The sequence below is a fragment of the Sorangium sp. So ce836 genome (assembly GCF_028553905.1).
Classification (GTDB): Bacteria; Myxococcota_A; Polyangia; order Polyangiales; family Polyangiaceae; genus Sorangium; species Sorangium cellulosum_D.
Map to the genome: position 1 here is coordinate 6,406,865 of NZ_CP102233.1, position 25,580 is coordinate 6,432,444.

The window sequence follows — 25,580 nt, forward strand, 5'->3', positions numbered from 1 at the left end:
GGCCCAGCCGCCCTCCCCGGCGCCAGCCGCGCGTGACCCTCGCCGAACGCGCGCCGCGCGCCGCCCTCGCCGGACCCGCCGCCGCCCTCGCCGCTCGCCGAACCCCCGCCGCCCTCGCCGCCCCCGCCGCCCGCGCCGAGCCGCCGCCGCCCCGCCGAGCGCGCGCCGCCCCCGCCGAGCGGCGCCGCAGCGCACCCCGCTGAGCGCGCCCGCACGCCGGCGCGCGGACGGCGGCCGCCCGCCTACTCGCCCGCGCCGGCGCAGGGCGCGGCCGCGTGCCCCCGCGACCGCTGCGGGAAGGCCCACCGCACGGCCCCGGTCAAGACCCAGCCGCCCCCCCCGCGGCTGTCGACCTGGATGCCGGGATCGACGTACACCTGCACGCGCTCGCTGAGCTCCGCGCCGACCTCCAGCACGCTCGTCGACACGACGCGGGGCGCGCCGCGGTGGTTGAAGTGAAAGCTCTGGTCCGGGCTCACCCAGAAGCCGCGCGGCAGCTCGACGATCGCGAAGGGCCGCACCACCGACGTCTGGATGTCGTCGCGCCGCGGATCGCCGCCGAACGACACCGCGTGCTGCAGCTGGAGCCCCAGCCGCGCGGGCCGCGCCACGCGGACGTACGCTTGAACGAGGGGCGCGACCTGGTTCTTGCCCGAGCCCAGCGCGCGGCGCGTCGCCGAGTCGAGGACGAGATCCGAGCCGACGACGAGCGCGAACCGCGGCGTGCCGATCGCGCGGACGAGCGGCCGGATCAGGACGTCGCCGAGCCCCGCGTCGCGCCGGCCATCGGGCCCGCTGGCGACCGCGAGCGGCACGTCCGCGCGCAGCGCGAAGCTCCTGTCGAAGGCGTAGTCCCCCCGGAGCACCGTGGCGTTGTAGAAGCCGCCGCTGCCGCGCGAGACGTAATCGTCCCGGAGCTCGAGGAAGGTGCTCAGGTTGGCCGCCGCCGGCGCTGGCGTCCGGGGCGTCGGGGCGGTGCGCGGCCCCGGCCCGCGGCGCGGCGGCGCTGGCGGCAGCGGCAGCGGCCGCGCGGGCTGGGCGCTCGCGAGCTCCGCGAGCTCCGCTCGTCGCGCGGGCTCGACGCGATCCGCGGCGGCGCCGGCCCGCGCGCTGCACAGCGCGACGAGCCCGATCGCGGCGGGAGAGGCCGCGCGGCGGCGCCGGCGACCGCAGGGCGAGACCGTTCGACTGGCAGGGCGCGCCTGCGCCACGCGATGCGCTTGCATGGCGGTTCCATGGTGGAGCCGCGCGAACCGGCGGCAGTCGGTTGAAGGCAGCACTCCGCACTTCGGGCGCGCACGAAACGAGGTCCGGTGTTTGCTCATACCTCCCCTGGCGCTCCGGCACCGCGCCGCATCCGCTCGTCGCCGCGCGCCCCCTGCGATGCGCGCGATGCGCTCGATGCGCCTCGCAGGGCCCGCCGGGCGCCGCGATCGAGCGACGCTTCCATGCACACCGCGCGCGCCCCCGTCGCGCCGTCGCGCCGTCGCGGCCAGAGCGGCGCATCGGCGAGCGACGCGGACAGCGCGTGTTCGTGCAGAACGTCACGCGCTCGCGGTGGGCATGCGCGAACAAAAAAAAGTGCACGAAACACCGCAGAAACACGCGATCTGTAAAGAAATAACTTGACGCGACGCAGCAGCTCTGCAAGCTAGAGGCACTCACGCTATGCAGAAGTCGACGTGCACCGCCAGCGCCCACGCCTCCGGCGATGGGAACCCCGCTGTGAAGCTGGTGCACCGCGCTTCGTCGGCGACCTCGGCGGCGCGTTCGCTCGTCGTCGAGGGCGGCGTGTCCGTCGGGCTCCTAGCGGGCCTAGCCATTCCTGCGCTCGTCAGCCTAGTCGACGTCGTCGGGCTGATTCGCGTCGGGAACGGGTGCGGGCCGCCGCTCTGAGCTGAGCAGCATGGAGATAGGCCCCCGCACCGAGAAGGTCCGGGGGCTTTCGTTTTTCTGGCCTGTGGGTTCACGAAGAGCAGCCGTCGTCAAGGAGGATCAGGTGAGCAAGGAACATTCGAGGAAGAATCGCGAGGACGCCTCGAGCGAGGCCGTTGGCCAGCGCATCGCGGAGCTCGCAGAGCTCGTCGCCGCGGGCTGTGGGATGCCCGTCGCGTCGAGCGCCGTGCGCGAGGAGTTCGAGGCGCTCGTCGACGAGATCCGCGCGCGCGCGAGCGGCGGCGCCGTCCGCGCGCCCCAGCGCTCCTCGACGCACCTGAAGGGCGCGCGCCCGGACGGCGCCGCCGAGGCCTCGTTCGAGTTCCACTCCGACCCGCCCTCCGCGCGACCCGGCGCGGCCCCCGCCGCGGGCTCCTCGCGCGTCGTGTCGCTCGACGACGCGCGGCGGGTGCTCGACGCGCTCCGCCGCGAGGAGAGCAGCGGCGGCGGCCCGCGGGAGGACCTCCAGCGCGCGATCGCCTAAATTACCGAACCCCTGAGAGACGGCGGAACCCGCGGCCAAGGCGCCCACGGCGCCATCTTCCACCAGCGTGACTCGATCGGAGTCGAGACTATGAAACGAACCGGCGCACAGATTATCTGGGAAGTCCTCGTCCGCGAAGGCGTGGACGTGGTCTTTGGCTACCCGGGCGGCGCGATCATGCCCGCCTACGACACGATCCTCGGCTACCCGATCCGCCATGTCCTCGTCCGGCACGAGCAGGGCGCGGCGCACATGGCGGACGGGTACGCCCGCGCCTCGGGCAAGGTCGGCGTGGCGGTCGCCACCTCGGGCCCCGGCGCGACGAACCTCGTCACCGGGATCGCGACGGCGATGCTCGACTCGTCGCCGATCGTCTGTATCACCGGGCAGGTGTCCTCGAAGCTGCTCGGGACCGACGCCTTCCAGGAGACGGACATCACCGGCGTCACCCTGCCCATCACCAAGCACAACTACCTCGTGACCGAGGTCCAGGACATCGCCCCCGCCATCCGCGAGGCGTTCTACATCGCGCGCTCGGGCCGCCCGGGCCCGGTGCTCGTCGACATCACCAAGGACGCCCAGCAGGCGTCGATCGACTTCGAGCCGCCGAAGGGCGAGGTCCGCCTGCCCGGCTACCGCCCGGGCTACCACGCCGTCCAGACGGACATCGAGAAGGCGATCGAGCTCATCGACGAGGCCGAGCGGCCGCTCATCCTCGCCGGCCAGGGCATCGTCCGGGCGGAGGCGACGCGCGAGCTCCTCGCCTTCGTGGAGAAGACGGGCATCCCCGTCGCGTCCACGCTGCTCGGCCTCGGCGGCTTCCCGGCGACCCACCCGCTCAGCCTCGGCATGATGGGCATGCACGGCGAGGCGTGGGTGAACACCGCCATCCAGGAGGCCGACCTCCTCATCGCGCTCGGGATGCGCTTCGACGACCGCGTGACCGGCAACCTCAAGACCTACGCGGTGAAGGCGAAGAAGATCCACGTCGAGATCGACCGCTCCGAGATCAACAAGAATGTCAAGGTCGACGTCGGCCTCGTCGGGGACGTCCGGGACACGCTCCTGTCGCTCATCCCCGGGTGCAAGCAGCGCAACCGGAGCGCCTGGGTCGAGCGCATCAGCACCCTGAAGGGCGACTCGGCGGTCCGTGACATTCAACAATTGCCGTACCACGACAAACTGTACGCCGCGCACGTGATGCACGACCTCTGGCGGCTCACCGACGGCAAGGCGCTTGTGGTAACCGACGTCGGCCAGCACCAGATGTGGGAAGCGCAGTACTACAAGCACGATCACCCGCGGAAGCTCATCACCTCCGGCGGGCTCGGCACGATGGGCTTCGCCCTGCCTGCGGCGATCGGCGCGCGCTTCGCGAAGCCGAACGACGAGGTCTGGGTGGTCGTGGGCGACGGCGGCTTCCAGATGACCGCGTGCGAGCTGTCGACCTGCGCGCAGGAGGGCATCAAGGTCCACGTGGCCGTCATCAACAACGGCTACCTCGGCATGGTGCGCCAGTGGCAGGAGTTCTTCTACAACCGGCGCTACTCGGCGACCCCGATGCGCAGCCCGGACTTCGTGAAGCTCGCCGAGGCCCACGGGCTGACCGGCATCCGCGTGACGAAGCGCGAGGAGATCGCGGGCGCGGTCGAGCGCGCCCGCGCGACGCCGGGCACCGTGGTCATCGACTTCCGCGTCGAGCAGGAGGACAGCGTCTACCCGATGGTCCCCGCGGGCGCCGACCTGAACGACATGATCCGCCGCCCGAGCCCCATCCTGGAGACCGGGGAGGATCCGTGAACGCACCCGTAGAGGCGCGCGCCCCGAGCGCTCGTCCGGCGCGCGCGCCGGACGAGCGGGGCGCGTCCGAGCGCGTCGCGGCCGCTGCCGGGCGCCCCAGAGACAAGAGGGACTTTCAAGAGGCATCCATGGATCGACCCATCCTGCGCACGTTCATCGCCTACGTCGAAGACCGCCCCGGCGTGCTCAACCGCGTCGCGTCGCTGTTCCGGCGCCGCGCGTACAACATCGAGTCGCTGAGCGTCGGGCGCACCCACATCGCCGGGGTCTCGCGCCTCACCCTCGTCCTCGAGGCGGACGAGGACGGGGCGCGCCGCCTCGAGGCGAACCTGTACAAGCTGGTCAACACCCTCTGGGTCCGCGACGTCACCCACACGGCCTCGGTCGCGCGCGACCTCGCGCTGATCAAGGTGAAGGCGGACGCGACGACCCGCGCGCAGGTGCTCCAGCTCTGCGAGGTGTTCCGCGCGCGCACCGTCGACGTCGCCCCCGAGGCGCTCACCATCGAGATCACCGGCACCGGCGACAAGATCGAGGGCCTGCTCGACGTGCTCCGCCCGTTCGGGATCATCGAGATGGTGCGGACGGGGATGATCGTGATGACCCGCGGCGCCGAGGAGGCCGAGGCCAGGCTCGACACCGTGCTGCCTGCGCGCGGAGCCGACAGCAGCGCGCCCTGATGACGGATGACGTGAAGGACGGGAGCCGCGAGGTGCGGATCCCTGTTGAAGGAGAGTGAGATGGCGAAGATTTTTTATGAGAACGACGCGGATCTGTCGCTCATCCAGAGCAAGAAGATCGCGATCGTAGGCTATGGCTCCCAGGGGCACGCCCACGCGCTGAACCTGCGCGACAGCGGCGCGACGGTGATCGTCGCCCTGCCCGAGGGCAGCAAGAGCCGGCCCAAGGCGCAGGCCGCGGGGCTTCAGGTGGCCACGGTGTCCGAGGCCGCGAAGGCCGCCGACGTCATCATGATCCTCGCGCCCGACACGTCGCAGGCCCGCATCTACAACGAGCAGATCGCGCCGCACCTCGGCCCGGGCAAGACGCTCATGTTCGCGCACGGGTTCAACATCCGCTTCAACACGATCACGCCCCCCGCGTCGGTCGACGTCTCGATGATCGCGCCGAAGGGCCCCGGGCACCGGGTGCGCGAGACGTACGAGGCCGGCGGCGGCGTCCCGGCCCTGCTCGCCGTCCACCAGGACGCGAGCGGCAAGGCGCAGGCGCAGGCGCTCGCCTACGCGAAGGGCATCGGCGCCACGCGCGCCGGCGTGCTCCTCACGACGTTCGCGGAGGAGACCGAGACCGACCTGTTCGGCGAGCAGGCGGTGCTCTGCGGCGGCGCGAGCGAGCTCGTGAAGGCCGGGTTCGAGACGCTCGTGAACGCCGGCTACCAGCCGGAGATCGCGTACTTCGAGTGTCTGCACGAGCTCAAGCTCATCGTCGACCTCATGTACCGCGGCGGCCTCAACTACATGCGGTACTCGATCAGCGACACCGCCGAGTACGGCGACTACGTGTCCGGCCCGCGCGTCATCACCGACCGCACGCGCGAGGAGATGAAGCGCATCCTCGCCGACATCCAGAGCGGCGAGTTCGCGCGCAAGTGGATCGCGGAGAACGAGGAGGGCCGGCCGAAGTTCGAGGCGACGCGGGCCAAGGAGCGGGAGCAGCGGCTCGAGGTCGTGGGCGCCAACCTGCGCAAGATGATGCCGTTCATCGACCCCGTCACCATCAAGCCCGGCGACTGAGCCTCTCCACTCGTGGGAGGCGGCGGAGAACACCATGCCTGAGATGATTGCGAATCAAGCGATGCCCCCGTCCGATTACGTGCGCATCTTCGACACCACGCTGCGTGACGGCGAGCAGTCGCCGGGCGCGACGATGACGTCCTCGGAGAAGCTCGAGATCGCGCTCGCGCTGGCGAAGCTCGGCGTCGACGTCATCGAGACGGGCTTCCCCGCCGCTTCCCCCGACGACCTGCTCGCCGTCCAGACGATCGCCGAGCGCGTGGGCGCGGCCGCGGTCCCCGGCCGCCCCGCCGCGACCCCGCCGATCATCTGCGCGCTCGCCCGCGCCACCAAGGTCGACATCGACAAGGCGTGGGAGGGCGTCTCCCGGGCCGCGCACCCGCGGATCCACACCTTCCTCGCCACGAGCGACATCCACCTCAAGCACAAGCTCCGGATGACCCGGGCCGAGGTGCTCGACCGCGTGCGGGCCATGGTCGCGTACGCGCGCGACCTCTGCGCCGACGTGGAGTTCAGCCCCGAGGACGCCGGCCGGAGCGAGCCCGAGTTCCTCTACCAGGTCCTCGAGGCCGCGATCGCCGCCGGGGCCACCACGCTCAACATCCCGGACACGGTCGGCTACACCATGCCGAGCGAGTTCGGCGCGCTCATCGCCGGCATCCGCAAGAACGTCCCGGGGATCGACCGCGCCATCATCTCGGTGCACTGCCACAACGACCTCGGGCTCGCGACGGCGAACGCCCTGGAGGGCATCCGCGCGGGCGCGCGCCAGGCCGAGGTGACCATCAACGGCATCGGCGAGCGCGCCGGCAACACCGCGCTCGAGGAGGTCGTCATGGCGCTCGCGACGCGCCGGGCCGTCTTCGGGCTGCGCACCGGCATCGACACGACCCAGATCGCCACGGTGAGCCGCCTCGTCAGCGCCGCGACGGGCTTCAACGTCCAGCCGAACAAGGCGATCGTCGGCGCCAACGCCTTCGCGCACGAGTCGGGCATCCACCAGGACGGGATGCTGAAGCACCAGGAGACGTACGAGATCATGCGGCCGGAGATGGTCGGGGTGACGCAGACCCGGCTCGTCCTCGGCAAGCACTCGGGCAGGCACGCGCTCAGGAACCGGCTCGAGGAGCTCGGCTATCACCTCGACGAGGCCCAGCTCGCGGCGGCGTTCGCCAGCTTCAAGGTGCTCGCCGACAAGAAGAAGCACGTCACCGATCCCGACATCGAGGCGATCGTCTCCACCACGCGGGCGCAGGGCGACGAGCTCTACACGCTCGACGCGCTCCAGGTCGCCTGCGGGACCACCGGGATGCCCACGGCCACGGTCCGCCTCCGCGGGCCGGACGGGGCGCTGCACGTGCGCGCCGCGATCGGCACCGGGCCGGTGGACGCGGCCTACCGGGCGATCGACGAGATCGTCCGCGTGCCGAGCAGCCTCCTCGAGTTCTCCGTGCACGCGGTGACCGAGGGGATCGACGCGCTCGGCGAGGTGAGCGTCCGGGTCCGGGCGGACGCGACGTCGAGCAAGCGGCACCCGCAGCACGACGCCTCGCACCGGGTGTTCCACGGCCACGGCGCCGACACGGACATCCTGGTCGCGAGCGCGAAGGCGTACCTCACCGCCTTGAACCGGCTCCTCGCGACCTACGGCGTCGAGCCCAGGGAAGACGCGGCGGCGTCCGAGAGCAACGAGAGCAACCAGAGCGGCCACGGCGCCGCCGTCGAGAGCGCGAGGTAGGCCGGTGCGCCGAGCGCACGAGGGCCCCGCGCGGGGCCGGCGAGCTCGGCGGCCTGCCCCCGCCGCACAAGGAAGTTGAAGCTTATGAATCCGCCTCTCAACGGCGCGGAGCAGGGCGCCCGCCCCGCGGACCGCGTCGACGTTTACGACACCACGCTACGGGACGGCACCCAGCGCGAGGGCATCTCGCTCGCGTGCGAGGACAAGCTGCAGATCGCGCGCCACCTCGACGCGTTCGGCCTGACCTTCATCGAGGGCGGCTGGCCCGGCTCGAACCCGAAGGACGCGCAGTTCTTCGAGCGGGCGAAGGACATCGAGTGGAAGCACGCGAAGATCGCCGCGTTCGGCTCGACGCGCCGGGCCTCGCTCGCCCCCGAGGACGACCCCGGCCTGCGCGCGCTGCTCGCCGCCGGCACCAGCGTCTGTACGATCTTCGGCAAGAGCTCGACGCAGCACGTGACCGCGGTGCTGCGCACGACGCTCGACGAGAACCTCCGGATGATCGAGGAGACCGTCGCCTACCTGCGCGCGCACGGCCGCCGCGTGGTCTACGACGCCGAGCACTTCTTCGACGGGTTCGCGCTCGACCGGTCGTACGCGATCGAGACGCTGCGCGCCGCGGCGCGCGGCGGGGCCGAGGTGCTCACGCTCTGTGACACGAACGGCGGCTCGATGCCGTGGCAGGTCGAGGCGATCGTGGCCGAGATGAAGGCGCTGCTCGGCCACCCGCTCGGCGTCCACGCGCACAACGACGGCGAGCTCGCGGTCGCCAACTCGCTCGCCGCCGTGCGCGCGGGCGCCCGCCACGTCCAGGGCACGATCAACGGCTACGGCGAGCGCTGCGGGAACGCGAACCTCTGCGCGATCATCCCGAACCTCGAGCTGAAGCTCGGCCTCCGGGCGCTGCCGGAGGGGGCGCTCCGCGGGCTCACCGAGCTCTCGCACTACGTCGCCGAGCTGGCGAACCTCGCCCCCGACGATCACATGGCCTACGTCGGGCGGAGCGCCTTCGCGCACAAGGGCGGCGTCCACGTCGCGGCGATGCGGCGCGAGCCGGCGTCCTACCAGCACATCGACCCCGCGCTCGTCGGCAACGCGATGCGCACCGTGGTGAGCGAGCTGTCGGGCCGCGGCAATCTCCTCAGCAAGGCCGAGGAGTTCGGGCTCGAGGTGAAGGCCGGCGCCGAGGTGGAGGTGCTCGAGCAGATCAAGGAGCGCGAGGCGCGCGGCTCGTCGTTCGAGGCGGCCGAGGCCTCGGTGGCGCTCTTGCTCCGCCGGAGCTCGCCGGGCTACAAGCCGCCGTTCCGGCTGCTCGATTTCAAGGTCATCGCGGGCCAGCGCGAGGGCGTCGGCACCTTCGCCGAGGCGATGATCAAGATCGCGGTCGGCGACGAGGTGGTGATCACGGCGGCCGAGGGGTCGGGCCCCGTCAACGCGCTCGACGGCGCGCTCCGCAAGGCGCTCGCGCCCGTGTTCCCGGCCGTGCGCGACATCCAGCTCGTCGACTACAAGGTCCGCATCCTCGACGGGCGCGACGGCACCTCGGCGACGACGCGCGTGCTCATCGACAGCCGCGACGCGCACCGCCAGTGGAGCACGGTCGGCGCCTCGACGAACATCATCGACGCTTCCTGGCATGCGCTCGCGGACGGGATCGAGTATGGGCTCACGCTCGCAGCGCGAGAGCCAGCGCAGTACACATCCACGTTGCCTGCCAGCGAGGTCGCATGAAGGCCAATATCGTTCTTTTGCCCGGTGACGGCATCGGCGTCGAGGTGGTCGCCGAAGCCCGCGTCACCCTCGATGCCGTCGCCGCCCAGTTCGGCCACAGCTTCACGTACTCCGAGCACCTCATCGGCGGGTGCGCCATCGACGCGACCGGCACCGCGCTCACGCCGGAGACGCTCGACGCGTGCCGCGCGGCCGACGCCGTCCTCCTCGGCGCGGTGGGCGGCCCGAAGTGGGACAACCCGAGCGCGAACGTCCGGCCCGAGCAGGGGCTGCTCGCGCTGCGCCAGGGCCTCGGCCTGTTCGCGAACCTGCGGCCGATCCGCCTGTTCCCGGAGCTCGTCCAGGCCTCCCCGCTCAAGCCGGAGCGGCTCGCGGACGTCGACATCCTGGTCGTCCGGGAGCTCACGGGCGGGCTCTACTTCGGCAAGCCGCGCCTCCGCGAGGAGGTGAACGGGCGCAGGCGCGCGGTCGACACGCTCGAGTACACGGACGAGGAGATCCAGCGCGTCGTCGAGCTCGCGTTCCGCCTGGCCGCGCCGCGCCGGCGGCTCGTCACGTCGGTCGACAAGGCGAACGTCCTCGAGTCGTCGCGGCTCTGGCGGACGGTGGCGACCGAGGTCGCCGCGCGCCACCCGGAGATCCGCATCGAGCACCAGCTCGTCGACTCGTGCGCGATGCGGCTGATCACGGCGGCGGCGGCGTTCGACGTCATCGTCACCGAGAACATGTTCGGCGACATCCTGACCGACGAGGCGGCCGTGCTCGCCGGCTCGCTGGGGCTCTGTCCGAGCGCGTCGCTGGGCGAGGGCACGCGCGGGGTCTACGAGCCGATCCACGGCTCGGCGCCCGACATCGCCGGCAAGGGGCTCGCCAACCCGATCGGGACGATCCTGAGCGCCGCGATGCTGCTCCGGCACTCGCTGCGCCTCGACAAGGAGGCGGCGACGCTGGAGCGCGCCGTGGCGCAGGCGATCGCCGCCGGCGCCAGGACGGCGGACCTCGGCGGCAAGCTGTCGACCCAGGCGATGGGCGAGGCGGTGCGGGCGAAGCTCGCGGCCTGATCGCCCGCGCGGGGCGGGCCTGGGCGGCCCGGAGGGGTCGCCGCCGCCTCGACGGCGCGCCGCCAGAGCGACGAGCGGGTTGAAACCGCTCGCAAGAGCAGAAATTCGAGCCGCCAAGGACGCCAAGATCTTCTTTTCTTCTTGGCGTTCTTAGCGTTCTTGGCGGTTCATTTCTCGGTCGCTCGACGTGATTGGTGTTCTAGAACGCCACCATGTTCATCGTCGTCAACACCATCACCGCCTCCGGGCCGGCGCTCCAGGCCATGGTGGAGAGCTTCCGGCGAGCAGCGCCGGAGATGCGCCAGTTCTCCGGCTTCCTCGGCCTCGAGATCTGGCTGGGCGACGGCGGGCTCCGGGCGGTCTCGAGGTGGGAGAGCCGGGAGGCGTTTCAGCAGTACCCGAGGTCCGAGGTGTTCCGGCGCCATCACCGCGGCATGGGCGGCGATCAGGCGCTCCGGGCCGCGCAGATCACGTTCTACGAAGGCGAGATCATGGCGTGAGCGGTCCCGAGCCGCGGCGGTCCCTGAGCCGCCCGGCGGTCAGCGCGCCGCGCGCCGGCAGCATCCGGGCCTGCCGCCGGACGGCGGCCTCCAGCCGCTCCCTCTCCTCCTCGGCGCGCTTCTGCGCGGTGATGTCGCGGGAGGAGCGCGTCGGGCATCGCGGAGAGGAACGAGCAGCGCGAGGGCGCAGTGCCCCTTCGCGGCCTCCGCTCCTGCGAAGTACTCCCGCGCTGCCCTGTCCACCATCTTTTGCGCGCGGATATCGACCCGACGGGGCGCGGCGTGCCGCCTCCGAGCTCGATGGTGGCCCTGACGACCTCCTGTGCGAAGGCCAGGCTCATGTGCACAGGAAACGCAGTCGCGCGGATGATTCCATCGTCCTCAAGCCGGAGTATCTGGGCGGACGTCACGATCTCGCGAACCTTCATGCCGCATCCTCTACCGCGCCGCGCCAGCCGCACAGCGCTCGCCCAGCGGGCAGGAGCCTCGGGTGCTCCGCGTCACCTCGGTTGATCGAGCTGCTCGCATTTCAGGGCACGACCACGGCAGTCTTACGACTATAAGGCATCTCTCGCCGGCTTGTCCATAGCGCCGCAGTCCGACGCGCTTCCGTGCTCCCACGCTCCACGTTTCCGCGCTCCACGTTTCCGCGCCCGCACGCATTGTCTCTTGCGCCCGTGTGCGCGCCCGCCGGCCGCAGCGGTTCGCCCGCCCTCGGCCCTAGCCTCCCCGCGCGATCGCTGTCTGCGCCGCGCGCAAGCTGGGAAAGCGCGTATCGCCACCGGGAGGATCTCCCGGGGGGGCCGAAGAGGGGCGCGCGGCGGCCCTCCCCGCGCGCAGGAGCGCCGAAAGCATCCATGGTGTCTCAGGTGTCCTTTCTGGGGTAATCGACATCACGCCCCTGACACCACACATGATCTCGCGACGGGGAAGCTCAGGTCCCCGCGCGTCGACGCTCGTCGTCGCGACGGGCGTTGGCGCCATCCACATGAGTCGATGTGCACAGGAGAATGGGAACATGAGCCAATTGACGAAGTTCGCATCGCTCGTCGCGCTCTCGACGGCGCTCTCCGCGGCCGGCGTGGCCGTGGCGGCCGAGGCGACGACGGACGACACGGCGGTCCAGACCGACGAGGCGAAGCCGGCGGTTCAGGGCGAGGAGATGGACTACGCAGATCAGGAGTCGAGCGCGGCTCCGTCGATGGGCGTGAGCCCGGAGGACGCGAGCGCAGCAGACCCCGGCGCGGCGAACGTCGGCGAGACGAGCTCCGGTGAGGAGAGCGTCGGCGAGAAGCCTGAGGCGGCGTCGCGCTGGTGGGGCGGCTGGGGCGGCTGGGGCGGCTTCCACCACTTCCGGCCGTGGGGCGGCGGCTTCTGGGGCCGGCCCTGGGGCGGCTGGGGCGGCTGGGGCGGCTGGGGCCGGCCCTGGGGCTGGGGCGGCGGCTTCTGGGGCCGGCCCTGGGGCTGGGGCGGCGGCTTCTGGGGCCGGCCCTGGGGCTGGGGCGGCGGCTGCGGCGGCTGGGGCGGCGGCTGCGGCGGCTGGGGCTGGTAGCGAGCGCCGTCGACCGCGCGGCCCGGTGACGACGACGCGCGGCCGTCGATGAGCGGCGGCAGCGCCGTGGCTCGGTCCTCGCCACGGCGCTTCACGCCCTCAGGACCTCACGGTCGGCTCCAGAGCGGTCAACGGTCCAGGCTCCCGTGTCCCGCCGAGGCTTCGTCGCGTCGCGCCGCGGAGGAGCCTCGGCGCCAGGAGACGTCCGAGGCGCGCCAGCGCGCTCGGGGGCGCGCCTCAGGCATCGGCCTCGGCCAGGCTCGGGATGCGGTTCACGAGGAAGCGGGTCCTCATGTAACACCACCACGTGAGCCCCATGCAGGTGAGATAGAAGACGAAGAAATACATGACCGCCGTCGTGGCCCCGCCCGTCGCCTTGATCGAGGCGCCGAAGCTCCGCGGGATGAAGAAGCCGCCGAGCGCCCCGACCGCCGAGGTGAACCCGAGGACGGCGGCGCTCTGGCGCCGCGCGGCGATCAGCGCCTCGTTGCGCGCCGCCTCGCCCCTGCCCTGCGCCGCGCGCAGGTGGTCGCGCCGGAAGAGCACGGGGACCATCCGGAAGGTCGAGCCGTTGCCGATGCCGGTCGAGACGAACATGATCATGAACATCGTGACGACGCCGGCGTAGCTCTTCTCGTTCAGGAAGTGGATGATCCCGAGCGACGCGAGGCCCATCACCACGAAGTTGCAGAACGTGATGCGCGCCCCGCCGATCTTGTCCGCGAGGTAGCCGCCCAGCGGGCGGGCCACCGAGCCGATGAGCGCGCCGAGGAACGTGAGCTCGAGCGTCACGGCGGGGAACTGCATCTTGAGCAGCAGCGGCAGGGCCGCCGAGTAGCCGATGAACGAGCCGAACGTGCCGACGTACAGCCACGCGATGATCCAGGTGTGCTTGTTCCTCGCGGCGGCCGCCTGATCTTTCCAGTTCGACTTCGCCGACGCCAGGTTGTTCATGAAGAAGTACGCGCCGCCCGCCGAGAGGAGGATGAGCGGGATCCACATCAGCCCCGCGTTTTGCAGGTAAATCCCAGACTCGGTGTGATACCCGCCGATCGCCGTCGCGACCGCGCCCGGCCCGATGAGGAGCGGCACGAGGAGCTGCACGTTGCTGACGCCGATGTTGCCGCCGGCGGCGTTGAGCCCGAGCGCCAGCCCCTTCTTCTTGTCCGGATAGAAGAACGAGATGTTCGCCATGCTGGAGGCGAAGTTGCCCCCGCCGAGCCCCGCGGTCGCCGCCGCGACCGCCATGAGCCAGAACGGCGTGTCCGGCCTGGTCACGAGCACCGAGAGCGAGATCGTGGGGATCAGCAAGAGGAGCGCGCTGACGATGGTCCAGTTGCGCCCGCCGAACTTCGGGACGGCGAACGTGTACGGGAACCGGATCAGCGCGCCGACGAGGCCCGGGATCGCGACCAGCAAGAAGAGCTGGTCCGTGGTGTAGTCGAAGCCGACCTTGGGGAGCCGGGTGGCCGTCACGCTCCAGAGCAGCCAGACGGAAAAGCCGATGTTCTCGGCGATGATCGACCAGATGAGGTTCCGACGAGCGATCCGCTTCCCTGTCTTCTCCCAAAATGCCTCATCGTCGGGATTCCACTCGGTAATCAAAGTCGACATCTGTCCTCCTCACCGAGACCAGGGCGCGGCGGCCATGAGCCATGGCGCACGAGGCGGCCGCGCTCCGATCAATTCCTGCTCTGCATCGGCCTCTGCGTCATACAGGCAGCGATCAAAAATCGGAGTTTCTCGTGTGTTTCCGAACCGTTTCGACGCACTTTTCCCGTGCGGCGCCGGTCTCGTGGACGGCCGCCTTGGCGGCGAGGAGCGCGCGGTGTCTCGGTGTTATCGCGCTGAGGCGGTTTGCGTGGAGCCGCCCCGCGCCAGCGCGAGGCGCTCGGGCGGGGCCTCGAGCTGGCCGAGCTTCTCCGCTCGATCGGTCACCCAGAAGCGCTCCGCGTCCGCCGCGCTCCAGGCGGACTCGTCGAGCAGCGGGAGGAGCGCGTCGTACAGCGCGCGCGCGCTCTGGAAGCGGTGGCGCGGGTCCTTGGCGAGGCAGCGCAGGACGAGGCGATCGACCGCGCGCGGGACGACCGGGCCGCGGCGCACCGACGGCGCGAGCGGGGCCTTCGTCATGTGCGCGACGAAGAGCTGCCCCGACGACGAGCCCTCGAACGGCAGCTCCCCGGTGAGCAGGAAATAGAGCGTGCCGCCGAGCGAGTAGACGTCGCTGCGCGCGTCGGCGCGGTCGCCGCGGCACACCTCGGGCGCCATGTAGGCGGGCGTCCCGCAGAGCATACCGCTGTTCGTCAGCTCGGCGTCCCGGCCGCCCTCGACCATCCGCGCGACGCCGAAATCGAGCAGCTTGAGGAAGTCGTGATCGTCGCCCACGCGGGTGACGAAGAGGTTCTGCGGCTTGATGTCCCGGTGGATGATCCCGGCCTCGTGCGCCTCGATGAGCGAGCGGCAGGCCTGCAGGGCGAAGCGCACGGCGCGCGCCACGGGCATGGGGCCGTAGTTGCGCACGATGGCGGCGAGATCGGCCCCGCGCAGGTGCTCCATCGCGATGTAGTAGATGCCGTCGTCGCTCGCGCCGAAGTCGAAGATCCGGATCGTGTGCGGGTCGCTGAGCTTGCTGGCCGCGTGCGCCTCCTGCTCGAAGCGCTTCAGCACCGCCGGGTCGGGCGCGTCGCGGGTCCGCAGGAGCTTGAGGGCGACGCCGCGCTGGAGCGTCTCGTCCCAGGCGAGCCAGACCTCGCTCATCCCCCCTTTGCCGATCGGCGCCTCGAGCCGATACCTGCCCAGCTTGCGCGCCTGATAGACCTGCTGCTGCGCGGCCCAGACCACGTGGCTCGACAGGGCCCCGATGACCCCCGAGGAGGGGACGAAGATATAATGGCTCGCGGCCGTGAGCAGCGTCGTCGGGTCGAGCCACGCCGAGAGGATGTCCGGGGAGAAGACCGCGGCGACGCCCATGACGGTCGGGAAGGCGAGGAACATCGGCGCGGAGGCGAGCAGCGCCTTGCCGAACGGCGCCGGCACGAGCGCGGTGCGCAGCAGCACGACGATGGAGAGGCCGTGCATGTACGCGCTCGTCAGGCCGCCGAAATCGAGCGCCATGAGCGAGATGAAGATCGCGGCGATGAGGAACGCCGTGTCGTACCCGAGCAGCACGACGCGCCCCGAGACGGTCGGGCGGCCCGAGAGCCGGTACACGGCGATGGCGATCGCCTGCTCGATCATGCGCATGACGACGAAGCGCCACATCGGCGCCGCGGGGTACAGCACGGTCGCCATGAACACGTCGACGAGCGTGAACGCGGGCCATATCCAGAGAGCGACCCGGAAAGCGCGGCGGACCGCGCGGCGGACGCTCTCGGTGTCCTGGGCGGTCAGCGTGCCGCGCCGCGCGCCGATCGCGCGGGTCTCGCGCTCCTTGAGCATGCGCGACGACGCCGAGCGCTCAGCGAGGAGAGCGTCTCTGAGCAGCGCGCGCTTCATGGCACACTCGAGGGTCGCCAGAGCCGCGCCGCACGTCAAGCGAGCGTTGCGGTCATCTGCGCGGCTGGTTTCCTCGGACACGATGGCGGTCTGCGCCGCGCGGCGTCTCCCACCCAGGATGTCATACCAAACAAGGCCGCTCGCCGCCGGACCTGCCGTGTTCGTGCGCTGCCGGCATACACGTCCCGAGATCCGAGGTGGCGAATGCCGGCCGCGCCCCCGCGCCCCGCGCCCCCGCGGCTCCCGCCCGGCGGGCCCGGCGCCCGGGGGCCGCGGCGTCGCCCTGGTCAACCGGCCGGATCCGTGCTTGAAAGCTCGCCACCGTGCCGCTCTCGCCCGAAAGCTTTCGCCGGCTGTTCCAAGGCCGCCCCGTCGTCCTCGCGCCCATGGAGGACGTGACGGACGCCGTCTTCCGCCGCATCTGCCGCGAGCTCGGCGCCGAGCTGTGCGTCACGGAGTTCGTCAACGTCGAGGGGCTCCTGCGCGGGTGCAAGACCGCGCGGCGCAAGCTCGCCCTGTCCGCCGGCGACCAGCCGACGGCGATCCAGATCTACGGCGCCAACCCGGAGCGCCTCGCCGAGGCCGCGCGGGTCGCCGAGCAGGCGGGGCCGGCGTTCCTCGACATCAACTGCGGCTGCTGGGTGCCGAAGATCGCCGGCCGCGGCGCGGGCGCGGGCTGGCTGCGCGATCCGGAGGCGATGGTGGCCATGGCCCGGCTCGTGGTGCGCACCGTCTCGCTCCCGGTCACCGTGAAGACGCGCATCGGCTGGGGGCCCGAGTCCCACATGCCGATCGTCGACCTGGCGCGCCGCCTCGAGGACGCCGGCGTCGCCGCGCTCACGATCCACTGCCGCACGGCCCAGATGGGGCACAGCGGCGCGGCCGACTGGAGCTGGGCCGCCCGCGCGCGCGAGGTCGTGTCCATCCCCGTCGTGGTGAACGGCGACATCAAGACCGCCGACGACGCCGCCCGCGCCCTGCGGGAGACGGGGTGCGCCGGCGTGATGGTCGGCCGCGCCGCGATCGACCACCCCTGGGTCTTCCGCGAGGCCCGGGCGCTGCTCGACCACGGCGCGCGGCTCCCGCCGCCGACGGCCGAGGAGCGCCTCGCCCTGTGCCGCGCGCACCTCATCGCGAACACCGAGGCGCGCGGCGAGCCGCACGGCGTGCGCGTGACGCGGCGCCACCTGACCGGCTACCTCCGCGGCCTCCCCGGCGCGTCCGCCCTCCGGCGCGAGCTGCTCTTCTGCGACAGCCTGACGGGGTGCCTCGACATCCTCGACAGCGCCGCGCAGCGGCTCGCGGCCTGAGCCGCGCCTGGGCTCGGCCGGCCGCGCAGCGGCGCTCGCCGTGCGCCCGCCGCGCCGCCGCCGGGCGCGCGCCGCGGGGCGCCCGAGCCGCGCCGGGGCCGCCTACATCCCCACGGGCGTCGCGTCGTCGACCGGGGCGGGCTCGCCGTTCTGCCGGTCGGCGCCCGGCGGCGCGCCCATGGGGTCGTGCGGCAGGCTCCCGCGGTGCGAGCGGAGCAGCACGTGGGGCGTCGCCAGGAGAAAGTTGGAGACGCGCGACGTGTAGATGTCCGCCGAGCGCTCGATCTGCCGGGCCAGGTGGCTCTTGTCGTTCCCCGTGCGGAGGAGCAGCCCCCACCGCGGGTTCATCGTCTCGGCCGACGCCTTCGCGAGCGGGGCGATCCGCGCGTCGAGCGCCGCGAGGCTGACCTTGAGCTCGTTCATCTTCGCCTGGACCTCGGCCTCCGTCGCCCCGACGACCGGCCCGTAGCCGGCGCGCATCCGCTGGAGCTCGAGGCGCAGCCTCGCGTAGACGCGCTCCGCGTCCTCCTTCTCCCGCATCCAGAGATCGAGCCGCGCCTCGGCCCCCCGCGCCTCCTCGATCGCGACGATCTCCTCCTCGAGCTCCCGGATGATGAGCGCCGTGCGCCACCGGAGGACGCTCTTCGACACGTGCACGTCTCCATAGATGTGATCGCCGATATAGAGGATCTCGTCGCCGGACAGCCCGAGGTGGTGCTCGACGAGCCCCGCGTTGCCGCCGAGGTAGTGCCCCCCCTCGCGCAGCCGGCCGGCCGGGCGCAGGAGGCCGTCCTCCGTGACCACCTCGAACAGCGGGCTGCGGCTCGAGAAGAACTCCGGCTTCCGCGCGGACACGATCACCACGTCGAACAGGTCGCGCCACGTCATGCCGTCCGGCAGGAAGCGGTCGAAGGCGTAGCTCATCATCGCGCGCGTGTAGACCCACTCGGAGTTCGTGATGAGGAGGAGCTTCTTGCCCGCCTCCTTCTGGTCGAGCAGCGTGAGCGGGGTCTCCGGATCGAGAAGCACGAACCGGTCCGGATCCGCGATGATCTCGGCCTTGAGCTGCCCCTCCATGTGCGTCGCGTCGAGGCGATCCTTCACGCGGCGGTAGAGGTCGCCGTAGCCGAGCACCTCGGGCAGCCGGCGCTGATCGAGCAGATCGACGAGCTTCGCGTACATGCACCCTTCCGAGAGCGAGAAGAGCGTGTTCAGGAAGACGTAGCGCTCGTCCGCCAGGTCGACGATGGTCCGCGCGTACGTCGCGCGCTGGGTCTCGAAGTCGATCGGCTGGGTGCCGTGGTACGCCCGCTTCACGTACCCGAACCGATTCACCTTGAGCAGGTTGCCGAGCTCGGTGTCCAGGATGAGCCCCCGGATCACGAGGTCCGGCTCGAAGGTCAGGTCTCCGACCGGCCAGCCCTCGCTCTCCAGCAGGTGGCGGAGGTGCTCATAGGCCCGACGCTCCCACGCCTCCACGCGGTAGTGGATCAGCGTGTAATCCATGTCGTACCCGATCGCCTTGATCGAACGGAGGTTCAGCGTCCGGTTGCAGAAGATCCCCCGTTGCTTGGGCGGCGGAGCGGAGAGGCAATCCAGCTTGTCCATGGTGAGATCGCCCGGAGAGCGGTCGTGAGGCATACCAGGGACCCACGGCGTTGCCCACCGCGACCATCGCCGTCACCCGGCCGTCAGGAGGGCGCGTCCGGTGCGTCGATCGCGTGGATGACGCGTGGATGGCGCGACGTCGTGCCGGCCGCGCTCGCGCGGGCTCAGCGGCGCCTGAGCCGGCTCTTGCCGCCGCCTTGCCCCCGCTCGGCGCTCGCGGCGGGCCGCGGCGAGCGCGCGGCCTGGGGCGCGCGCCTCGAGTCGCCGCGATCGTCCGCCTCCCATCCGTCGTCGTCGTCCTCGTCGTCCTCGTCGTCGAAGAGGTCGTCGTCGTCGTCCTCGTCGTCCTCGTCGCGCGCCTCGGCGCGGCGCACCTCGAGCCCGAGCATGGTGAGCGCCTGCTCGAGCGTCAGCGCCGTCTTCACCGCCTCGAGCTCGACCCCCATGGCCTGCAGCGTCATCGCGATCTCGGGGCTCAGCCCGGACAGGATCGTGGGCGTGCCCATGAGCCGCGCGGCGGAGGCCAGGTTCGACAGCACGGCGCACAGGTGGCTATCCATGATCCATACGGCCGTGAGATCGATGACCAGCCCCTTCGCGCCGCTCTCGTGGATGGCCCGCAGCACCTCGGTGTTCAGCTGCTCCGCGAGGTCGTCGGTCACGTCCCCCTGGATGGGCACCAGGATCCGGTCCCACAGGTTGATGATCGGAAGGCGCTTGAGCTCCATGGTCATCCTAAGGTTCGATGTCGGCGATCAAGACCGTTGAGTCGTCGTGCGAGCGCCGGTGTCGGCTCATGAGGACGCGGCAGGCCTCCGCGGCCTTCATCCCACGAAACAGCGAGAGGTCGAAGCGGGGCGAGATCCCGTCGGAGAAGACGACGAGCCGGTCGCCCGGCGCGAGCTGCGCGTCGAAGATCCGGGCCTTCCCGAGCGACGCGCCGAGGATGCCCGGGCTCTGGAGCCACTGCACGCGCGTGCCGTGGGACATCAGCTCGACGTTCCCGACGCCGCAGCCCTGGAGCCGCCCCTCCCGGAAGCGGCAGACCATGCCGGCGGCGCCGCGGGTCCCGCGGAGCCGCGCGTGGAGGCGGTCGATGAGGGCGCGGACGTCGTCGCCGCTCGGCGCGTCGGCGAGCGCCTTGAGCGCGACGTCCGCCGCGGCCGCCGCGTGCTCGCCGTGACCCAGCGCGTCGATGACCGCGAAGACGACCCCATCCTCGCCGGCCCGCACGAAGGCGGCGTCGCCGCTGACGCGCTCTCCATCCTTGGGAAGAATGGCGTACTCCACGGACAGCCTCACAGGTGGACCTCGATCTCCACCCGCGTCCCCTTCGGCCCCGAGTCGATCTGGAAGCGATCGGCCAGCCGCTTGACCCCGATGAGGCCGCGGCCCATGCCGGTCTTGCTCTTGTAGCGGCCGGCGAGGATCTCCTGCAGGTTCTGGATGCCGGCGCCCTCGTCCACCGCGACGATGAGGAAGCGGACCGGGCTGTCGCGCTGCACGGCGATCTCGATCGTCCCGCCTGGAGTATAATGGACGATGTTCCGGGCGAGCTCGCTGACGATGGTCGCGACCTTGTGCGAGGTGAAGCTCTTTGCGCCGGCCGCGTCGCAAACGGCCTTCGCGCTCAGGCGCGCCTCGCTGATGTCCGCCTCCACGTTGATGGCCATGACCTTCGAGCGCCGCGAAGGCCGATCGCCGCCGATCGCCGAAATTTCCGACTTGAGCCGACCGAGCCGCGCCGGATCGACATAAAGGCGGGCGCGGCGCTCGATGCTCGGAATGATGTCCGGGAGGTCGTCGAGCGAGAACTTCTCGGGCTGGATCTCCGCCTCCCGCATGGCCCGGAGCAGGACTCCCTCTGCGTTCATCGCCGAGAGATAGCCGAGCAGGACGTTGAGAATCTGTTCGTGCGCGGGAGTCATCCGGGAAGAGCCTGGAAGGGCAGGTTACCGGGGCCCCGCGTCCGCGTCGAGTGCGCGGCGACGGCCTCGCCGGGTACGTCAGCCAACACACGAGAACGCAGCCTCGGGCCGGACATCGCCGCAGGGCCCGCTCGGCGCGCCGCCTGCGGCGCGTTTCGTGCGGCCTCGGCGGCGCATTTCCTGAGGCCACGGCGGCGCCGGCCTGCGCCAGCCGCCCGCCGTGCGGCCGGCTCAGGCAACGCTCATGCCCGGATGACCGGCGCGCCGATGTCCGCTCAGGCCGGGTAGTACGACGTCTGACCCTGGTTCAGCTCCTCGGTGATCTTGTTTTCCTCGAGAAGCTTCTTGATCGGCTCCTGGAGCTCGGCTGCAGGGGTGCCCATCGCCAGCGCAAGATCGTCGATGCCCTGGCCCGGCTCGATTTCCACATGGGCGAGCAGCGCCTCGGCGATCTCGTCCCCGGGGATCCCGGACGGCGCGTTCTCCGGGCTCGTCGGGCGGGCTTGCTCGGCCTCCTTCGCGCCCGCCCCGACGGCGGGCGCCGCCTGGGCGGGGGCGGCGCTCGCGCGGCGCGCCTTGGCCGGGGCGGCCGCCGGACGCGCGGCGCCGGCGGTGGCCCGCGGCGCGGCCGCCTTCTTGCGCGGCGCAGCGCGCTTCGGGGCGGGGGCCTTGCGCGGCGGCGCGCTTCGGGCCGGCGCGGCCGGGCGGCTCGGCGCCGGAGCGCGCTCGGCCTTGCGGGCCGGCTTCATGGGAGTCGCGACGGGCCCGGATATCCCTGCGGCCTTGATGTCGACTTCCAGGTACCGCGCTGCGTTTTGGAGAACGTCCTTACGGGCCAGCGCTTTCATGCCCTCCAGGAACGCGGCCACCAAAGCACGAATCTCATTCTCGATCTCGACATCGGATATCACGCTGCCGCCGTCTCACGAATCCCCCGGAATGTCAACGTCTTCCGCGCGGAGTGACGCGCAGAGACCGGAGAAACCCGGACGATCTCGCGACGGCCGCCGCCCCCGCCCCGGCGCTCGATCGGTGGCTCGGGCGCGTGTCCAGTGTGAATTTGCCGCTCTACCAAATGAAATGCGGCAAGATCCGAAACTCATCGACAATCCATGTCGACCCTCCGCCCGCGGCGCGGTCCGAGGGCGGGGGCCACGCCGTTGGGCAGAGATCGACTCGCTGCTCGCGGCGACCCCGGCGCGGGCGTGGTGCGGGCGCGGTCGCTCAAGCCGCCTTGACCGCGCGCAGCGATGGGCGGCGCAGGGGGCGGAGCGGCGCCGCCGCGAAGGCTGCGCCGAGCGCGAGCCCGCGGAACGTGAGCCGCATCCGCAGGGCATCGAGGTAGCCCTCGCGGTGGAGGGCGGTGATCACCCGGCGGACGTCCGTCCGGCGCACCGCGAGGGCCGTGGTCAACGTTTCGAGGGTCACCGTCTTGCCCTCGCTCTGGAGGGCGAGCAGCGTCCGGAGAAGATGCGGAACGAGGTCCTTGTCGGTCATGGCGCCGACCCTAGTTCAGTAGCTGAACGGTCGTACAGTTTGTGGCGACGATTTCTCCGGGCCGCCAGCGGGAACGCCCGAGGCGCACCGATGGTGGCCGTCGTCTGTGGTACGTCCCGCTGGTGCGCCCCGACGCCTCGTCCCCTCAAGCCGTGATCCTCGCCGGCGGGCTCGGCACCCGGATGCACCCGCGGACGGAGCGCACGCCGAAATTCCTGCTGCCGGTGGCCGGCCGGCCGTTCGGGGCGTGGCTCCTCGATCGGCTCGCCGCCGCGGGCGTCGGCGAGGTGGTCCTCTGCGTGGGTCACCTGGGCGACGCCGTTCGCGCGGCGATGGGCGATCGGTTCGCGGGGCTGCCGCTCCGTTACGCCGACGACGGCCCCGAGCTCCTGGGCACGGCCGGCGCGCTGCGGCGCGCGCTGCCCCACCTGGCCCCTGTGTTCCTCATGACCTACGGCGACTCCTATCTGCCCTTCGATTACCTGGCCCCGCTCCGGGACCTCTGTGCGCACCCGGGCGCGCTCGGCACGATGGCCGTGTACCAGAACGAGGATCGGCTGGACGCCTCGAACACGGCCGTCTCGGGCGACCTCGTGGCGCGTTACGAGAAGCGCCGCGCGGATGCCCCGCCCGACCCTGCCCTCGATCACATCGATTACGGAGCGACCGCGCTCCGCCGCGGGGTCGTCGAGGCGCTGCCGGCGGACACGCCGCTCGGCTTCGATGCGGTGCAGCGCGACCTCGCGGCGCGCGGCCGCCTGCGGGCGCTCCGGGTCGCGGCGCGCTTTTACGAGATCGGCTCCGAGCGGGGCCTCCGCGATCTCGAGGCCGCGCTCGGGGCCCCGGCCGCGGCGGAGGAGCGGGGATGATCGTCTCCCGCGCCCCGGTCCGCTTCTCCCTCGGCGGCGGCGGGACCGATCTGCCCGCCTACTCCGACCGGTTCGGCGGCTACCTCGTGTCGGCCGCCATCGACAAGTACATCTACGTCACGGCCAACAAGCGCTTCCACCGCGACATCCGCCTCGCCTACTCCAAGACCGAGATCGTCCCCTCGGTCGACCGGATCGAGCACCCCATCTTCCGGGAGGCGCTCCGGATGATGGGAATCGAGCATTCGATCGAGCTCACGAGCGTCGCGGATCTCCCCGCGAACTCGGGCCTCGGCTCGTCGAGCTCGTTCACGGTCGCGCTCCTCAACGCCCTGCACGCCTACAAGCGCGACTTCGTGTCGTCCGAGCAGCTCGCGCGCGAGGCGTGCGCCATCGAGATCGAGCGCCTCGGGGAGCCGATCGGCAAGCAGGATCAGTACATCGCCGCCTACGGCAACGTCACCGCGTTCACGTTCTCGCCGGACGGCTCGGTGCACGTCGAGCCCGTGCCGGTCCGCGACGAGGTGCTGGACGAGCTCGAGAGCAACCTGCTCATCGTGTGGAGCGGCATCGAGCGGCCGGCCAGGGTGGTGCTCTCCGAACAGGGGCGGCGGCTGCACGATCTCGAGCCCGCGGTGGTCGAGCGGATGCACCGTATCAAGGAGATCGGCCGCGACGTGCACCGCATCCTCGTCTCCGGCAAGCTCGACGACTACGGCGAGCTCCTGCACGCCCACTGGACCCAGAAGCGTAAGCTCGCCTCCAAGATGACCGACGAGGTCCTCGACGAGATCTACGAGGTCGCCCGGGGCGCCGGGGCGCTCGGCGGCAAGCTGATGGGGGCCGGCGGCGGCGGGTTCTTCATGTTCTACGTCCGCCCGGCGGAGAAGCGCCGGGTGCTGGAGGCGCTCGCCGCGAAGGGCCTGCGCGTGCTGCGCTTCCGCTTCGATCTCGACGGCGCGCGCATCGTCGCGAACCTGCACCGATCGTGAGCCGGCGCGCCGGCGCGCCGCTCACTGGGCATCTCGCCGGGATTCTGGCTATAGATCGATCATGCCGCAGAGCACGCACGACTTCGTGGAAAAGTACCTTCGCGAGACGGCCGAGATCGCCCTCGCGACGAGCCCCGACGACATGGCGCGGGTCATCGAGATCCTCTTCGAGGCGTACCGGAACGATCGCACCATCTACACGTGCGGCAACGGCGGCTCGGCGGCGAACGCGAGCCACCTCGCCTGCGACATCGCCAAGTTCACGTGGGTCGACGGCAAGCGCCGCTTCAAGTGCACCTCGCTCTGCGACAACGCGGCCCTCCTCAGCGCCCTGACCAACGACGTCGGCTTCAACCGGATCTTCCTCGAGCAGCTCGACGGCCGCATCGTCGCCGGCGACGTGCTCGTGTGCCTGAGCGTGCACGGCGGCTCGGGCGCCGATCGGGCCGGCCCGTGGTCGCAGAACCTGGTGGCCGCCGCGGACTTCGCGAGGAAGGCGGGGGCCAAGGTGGTCGCGCTCGTCGGCTACGACGGCGGCGCGCTGCGCCAGATGGCCGACGCCAGCGTGATCGTGCCGAGGACGCGCGCCGGCTACACGTCGACGCCGCACGTCGAGGGCTTCCACGAGGTCTACCACCACCTGATCTGCGAGCGGCTCCTGCAGCTCGTGGCCGAGAGCTGAGCGCCGCGTGGCGAGGCGCGGGATCGTCCTCGACCGCGACGGCACCCTCATCGACGTGGTGCGCGATCCCGAGCTCGGCGTGGTCGTGACGGCGTTCCACCCGGATCAGATCCGGCTCCTGCCGGGCGCGCTCGAGGGCCTGCGGCGGCTCGCCGACGCGGGGTTCTTGCTGGCGATCGCGACCAACCAGCCGGGGGCGGCGAAGGGCCAGGTCCCCTGGGGGGCGATCGAGCGCACGAACCGCGCGCTCGTCGACGGGCTGCGCGCGGCCGGCGTCGAGATCGCGGCGCTCGCGGTGTGCCCGCACCACCCCGAGGGCGGGCCCGGCGGCGATCCGGCGCTGATCGGCCCGTGCGACTGCAGGAAGCCGAAGCCGGGGATGCTCGCGGGGCTCGCGCGCGATCTCGATCTCGACGTCGCCGCGAGCTGGATGATCGGCGACGCGCCGAGCGACGTGGCGGCCGCGCGCGCCGCGGGCATGCGGGCGGGCCTGCTCCTGGATCGACGCCGCTGCGAGCTGTGCCCGCTGCGGGGCGAGGCCGATCTCCCCTGCCCCGATCGCGCGGCGCCGCGGCTCGATCTCCTGGCCGCGGAGATCCTCGCGGCGCCGCGAGGCTAGCGGCGCCCGCGCGCGGGTCGGCGAC

The 25,580-nt window shown here is 71.6% G+C and carries 24 protein-coding genes; 14 read left to right on the top strand and 10 right to left on the bottom strand.

Going from position 1 to position 25,580, the window contains the following annotated elements; genetic code table 11:
- Nucleotides 1-242 precede the first annotated feature (242 nt).
- Together NQZ70_RS23175 and NQZ70_RS23180 are read right to left on the bottom strand one after the other, a co-directional pair.
- Nucleotides 243-1,226 (bottom strand): hypothetical protein, encoded by a 984-nt coding sequence (locus tag NQZ70_RS23175; RefSeq protein WP_129576140.1) that lies wholly within the window; start codon nt 1,224-1,226, stop codon nt 243-245.
- Between the two features lie 435 nt (nt 1,227-1,661).
- Nucleotides 1,662-1,823 carry a hypothetical protein gene (locus tag NQZ70_RS23180; RefSeq protein WP_165374118.1) on the bottom strand — a complete coding sequence of 54 codons (162 nt, stop codon included), beginning with the start codon at nt 1,821-1,823 and terminating at the stop codon, nt 1,662-1,664.
- A 176-nt stretch (nt 1,824-1,999) separates the two neighbouring features.
- Here NQZ70_RS23180 and NQZ70_RS23185 point away from each other — a divergent pair, with 176 nt between their 5' ends.
- From NQZ70_RS23185 to NQZ70_RS23225, 9 genes are all read left to right on the top strand, one after another.
- Entirely contained in the window at nt 2,000-2,419 is a 420-nt protein-coding gene (locus NQZ70_RS23185; RefSeq protein ID WP_129576141.1) for a hypothetical protein, read from the top strand.
- A gap of 90 nt (nt 2,420-2,509) precedes the next feature.
- Nucleotides 2,510-4,219: a biosynthetic-type acetolactate synthase large subunit gene (ilvB, locus tag NQZ70_RS23190; protein WP_129576142.1), complete on the top strand. Its 1,710-nt coding sequence runs from the start codon at nt 2,510-2,512 to the stop codon at nt 4,217-4,219.
- Between the two features lie 128 nt (nt 4,220-4,347).
- A complete protein-coding gene (gene ilvN, locus NQZ70_RS23195; RefSeq protein WP_129576143.1) occupies nt 4,348-4,899 on the top strand; it encodes an acetolactate synthase small subunit in 552 nt (183 codons plus the stop codon).
- A 60-nt stretch (nt 4,900-4,959) separates the two neighbouring features.
- Nucleotides 4,960-5,973, top strand: a complete 1,014-nt coding sequence (gene ilvC, locus NQZ70_RS23200) for a ketol-acid reductoisomerase (RefSeq protein WP_129576144.1) — start codon at nt 4,960-4,962, stop codon at nt 5,971-5,973.
- Nucleotides 5,974-6,007: 34 nt separating this feature from the next.
- The gene (locus NQZ70_RS23205) at nt 6,008-7,711 is read left to right on the top strand and encodes a 2-isopropylmalate synthase (protein ID WP_207217929.1); all 1,704 of its coding nucleotides are present in this window, start codon (nt 6,008-6,010) and stop codon (nt 7,709-7,711) included.
- 84 nt (nt 7,712-7,795) lie between these two features.
- Nucleotides 7,796-9,442, top strand: coding sequence for a citramalate synthase (gene cimA, locus NQZ70_RS23210; protein WP_129576145.1), 1,647 nt, complete (start codon nt 7,796-7,798; stop codon nt 9,440-9,442).
- Nucleotides 9,439-10,503, top strand: coding sequence for a 3-isopropylmalate dehydrogenase (leuB, locus tag NQZ70_RS23215; protein ID WP_129576146.1), 1,065 nt, complete (start codon nt 9,439-9,441; stop codon nt 10,501-10,503). The genes cimA and leuB overlap by 4 nt, the downstream gene beginning before the upstream one ends.
- A gap of 212 nt (nt 10,504-10,715) precedes the next feature.
- Nucleotides 10,716-11,003 carry an antibiotic biosynthesis monooxygenase gene (locus tag NQZ70_RS23220; RefSeq protein WP_129576147.1) on the top strand — a complete coding sequence of 96 codons (288 nt, stop codon included), beginning with the start codon at nt 10,716-10,718 and terminating at the stop codon, nt 11,001-11,003.
- A gap of 1,018 nt (nt 11,004-12,021) precedes the next feature.
- On the top strand, nt 12,022-12,555 hold the full coding sequence (locus NQZ70_RS23225) for a hypothetical protein (protein WP_165374119.1): 534 nt from the start codon (nt 12,022-12,024) through the stop codon (nt 12,553-12,555).
- Between the two features lie 237 nt (nt 12,556-12,792).
- Here the strand turns inward: NQZ70_RS23225 and NQZ70_RS23230 are convergent, their stop codons facing one another.
- Together NQZ70_RS23230 and NQZ70_RS23235 are read right to left on the bottom strand one after the other, a co-directional pair.
- Nucleotides 12,793-14,169 (bottom strand): MFS transporter, encoded by a 1,377-nt coding sequence (locus tag NQZ70_RS23230; protein ID WP_129576148.1) that lies wholly within the window; start codon nt 14,167-14,169, stop codon nt 12,793-12,795.
- A gap of 225 nt (nt 14,170-14,394) precedes the next feature.
- Nucleotides 14,395-15,993 (bottom strand): serine/threonine-protein kinase, encoded by a 1,599-nt coding sequence (locus NQZ70_RS23235; RefSeq protein ID WP_237245538.1) that lies wholly within the window; start codon nt 15,991-15,993, stop codon nt 14,395-14,397.
- Between the two features lie 380 nt (nt 15,994-16,373).
- Between NQZ70_RS23235 and dusB the strand changes: the two genes are divergently transcribed.
- Nucleotides 16,374-17,360, top strand: coding sequence for a tRNA dihydrouridine synthase DusB (dusB, locus tag NQZ70_RS23240; RefSeq protein ID WP_129576150.1), 987 nt, complete (start codon nt 16,374-16,376; stop codon nt 17,358-17,360).
- Between the two features lie 102 nt (nt 17,361-17,462).
- Here the strand turns inward: dusB and NQZ70_RS23245 are convergent, their stop codons facing one another.
- From NQZ70_RS23245 to NQZ70_RS23270, 6 genes are all read right to left on the bottom strand, one after another.
- Complete coding sequence (locus tag NQZ70_RS23245) at nt 17,463-18,968, bottom strand: HAD-IG family 5'-nucleotidase (protein WP_165374120.1); 1,506 nt, start codon at nt 18,966-18,968, stop codon at nt 17,463-17,465.
- Between the two features lie 164 nt (nt 18,969-19,132).
- On the bottom strand, nt 19,133-19,696 hold the full coding sequence (locus tag NQZ70_RS23250) for an STAS domain-containing protein (RefSeq protein ID WP_237245539.1): 564 nt from the start codon (nt 19,694-19,696) through the stop codon (nt 19,133-19,135).
- Nucleotides 19,697-19,703: 7 nt separating this feature from the next.
- Nucleotides 19,704-20,270: a SpoIIE family protein phosphatase gene (locus NQZ70_RS23255; protein ID WP_129576153.1), complete on the bottom strand. Its 567-nt coding sequence runs from the start codon at nt 20,268-20,270 to the stop codon at nt 19,704-19,706.
- A complete protein-coding gene (locus NQZ70_RS23260; protein ID WP_129576154.1) occupies nt 20,267-20,896 on the bottom strand; it encodes an ATP-binding protein in 630 nt (209 codons plus the stop codon). The genes NQZ70_RS23255 and NQZ70_RS23260 overlap by 4 nt, the downstream gene beginning before the upstream one ends.
- A 275-nt stretch (nt 20,897-21,171) precedes the next feature.
- Nucleotides 21,172-21,807: a hypothetical protein gene (locus NQZ70_RS23265; RefSeq protein ID WP_129576155.1), complete on the bottom strand. Its 636-nt coding sequence runs from the start codon at nt 21,805-21,807 to the stop codon at nt 21,172-21,174.
- A 313-nt stretch (nt 21,808-22,120) separates the two neighbouring features.
- Nucleotides 22,121-22,393 carry a hypothetical protein gene (locus NQZ70_RS23270; protein ID WP_129576156.1) on the bottom strand — a complete coding sequence of 91 codons (273 nt, stop codon included), beginning with the start codon at nt 22,391-22,393 and terminating at the stop codon, nt 22,121-22,123.
- 122 nt (nt 22,394-22,515) lie between these two features.
- Between NQZ70_RS23270 and NQZ70_RS23275 the strand changes: the two genes are divergently transcribed.
- The 4 genes from NQZ70_RS23275 (at nt 22,516) to NQZ70_RS23290 (ending at nt 25,555) form a co-directional block, all read left to right on the top strand.
- A complete protein-coding gene (locus NQZ70_RS23275; RefSeq protein ID WP_129576157.1) occupies nt 22,516-23,262 on the top strand; it encodes a nucleotidyltransferase family protein in 747 nt (248 codons plus the stop codon).
- A complete protein-coding gene (locus NQZ70_RS23280) occupies nt 23,259-24,254 on the top strand; it encodes a sugar kinase (RefSeq protein WP_129576158.1) in 996 nt (331 codons plus the stop codon). Before NQZ70_RS23275 ends, NQZ70_RS23280 begins: the two co-directional genes overlap by 4 nt.
- A gap of 61 nt (nt 24,255-24,315) precedes the next feature.
- Nucleotides 24,316-24,936, top strand: coding sequence for an SIS domain-containing protein (locus NQZ70_RS23285; RefSeq protein ID WP_129576159.1), 621 nt, complete (start codon nt 24,316-24,318; stop codon nt 24,934-24,936).
- A gap of 7 nt (nt 24,937-24,943) precedes the next feature.
- On the top strand, nt 24,944-25,555 hold the full coding sequence (locus NQZ70_RS23290) for an HAD-IIIA family hydrolase (protein WP_129576160.1): 612 nt from the start codon (nt 24,944-24,946) through the stop codon (nt 25,553-25,555).
- The last annotated feature ends 25 nt before the right edge of the window (nt 25,556-25,580 follow it).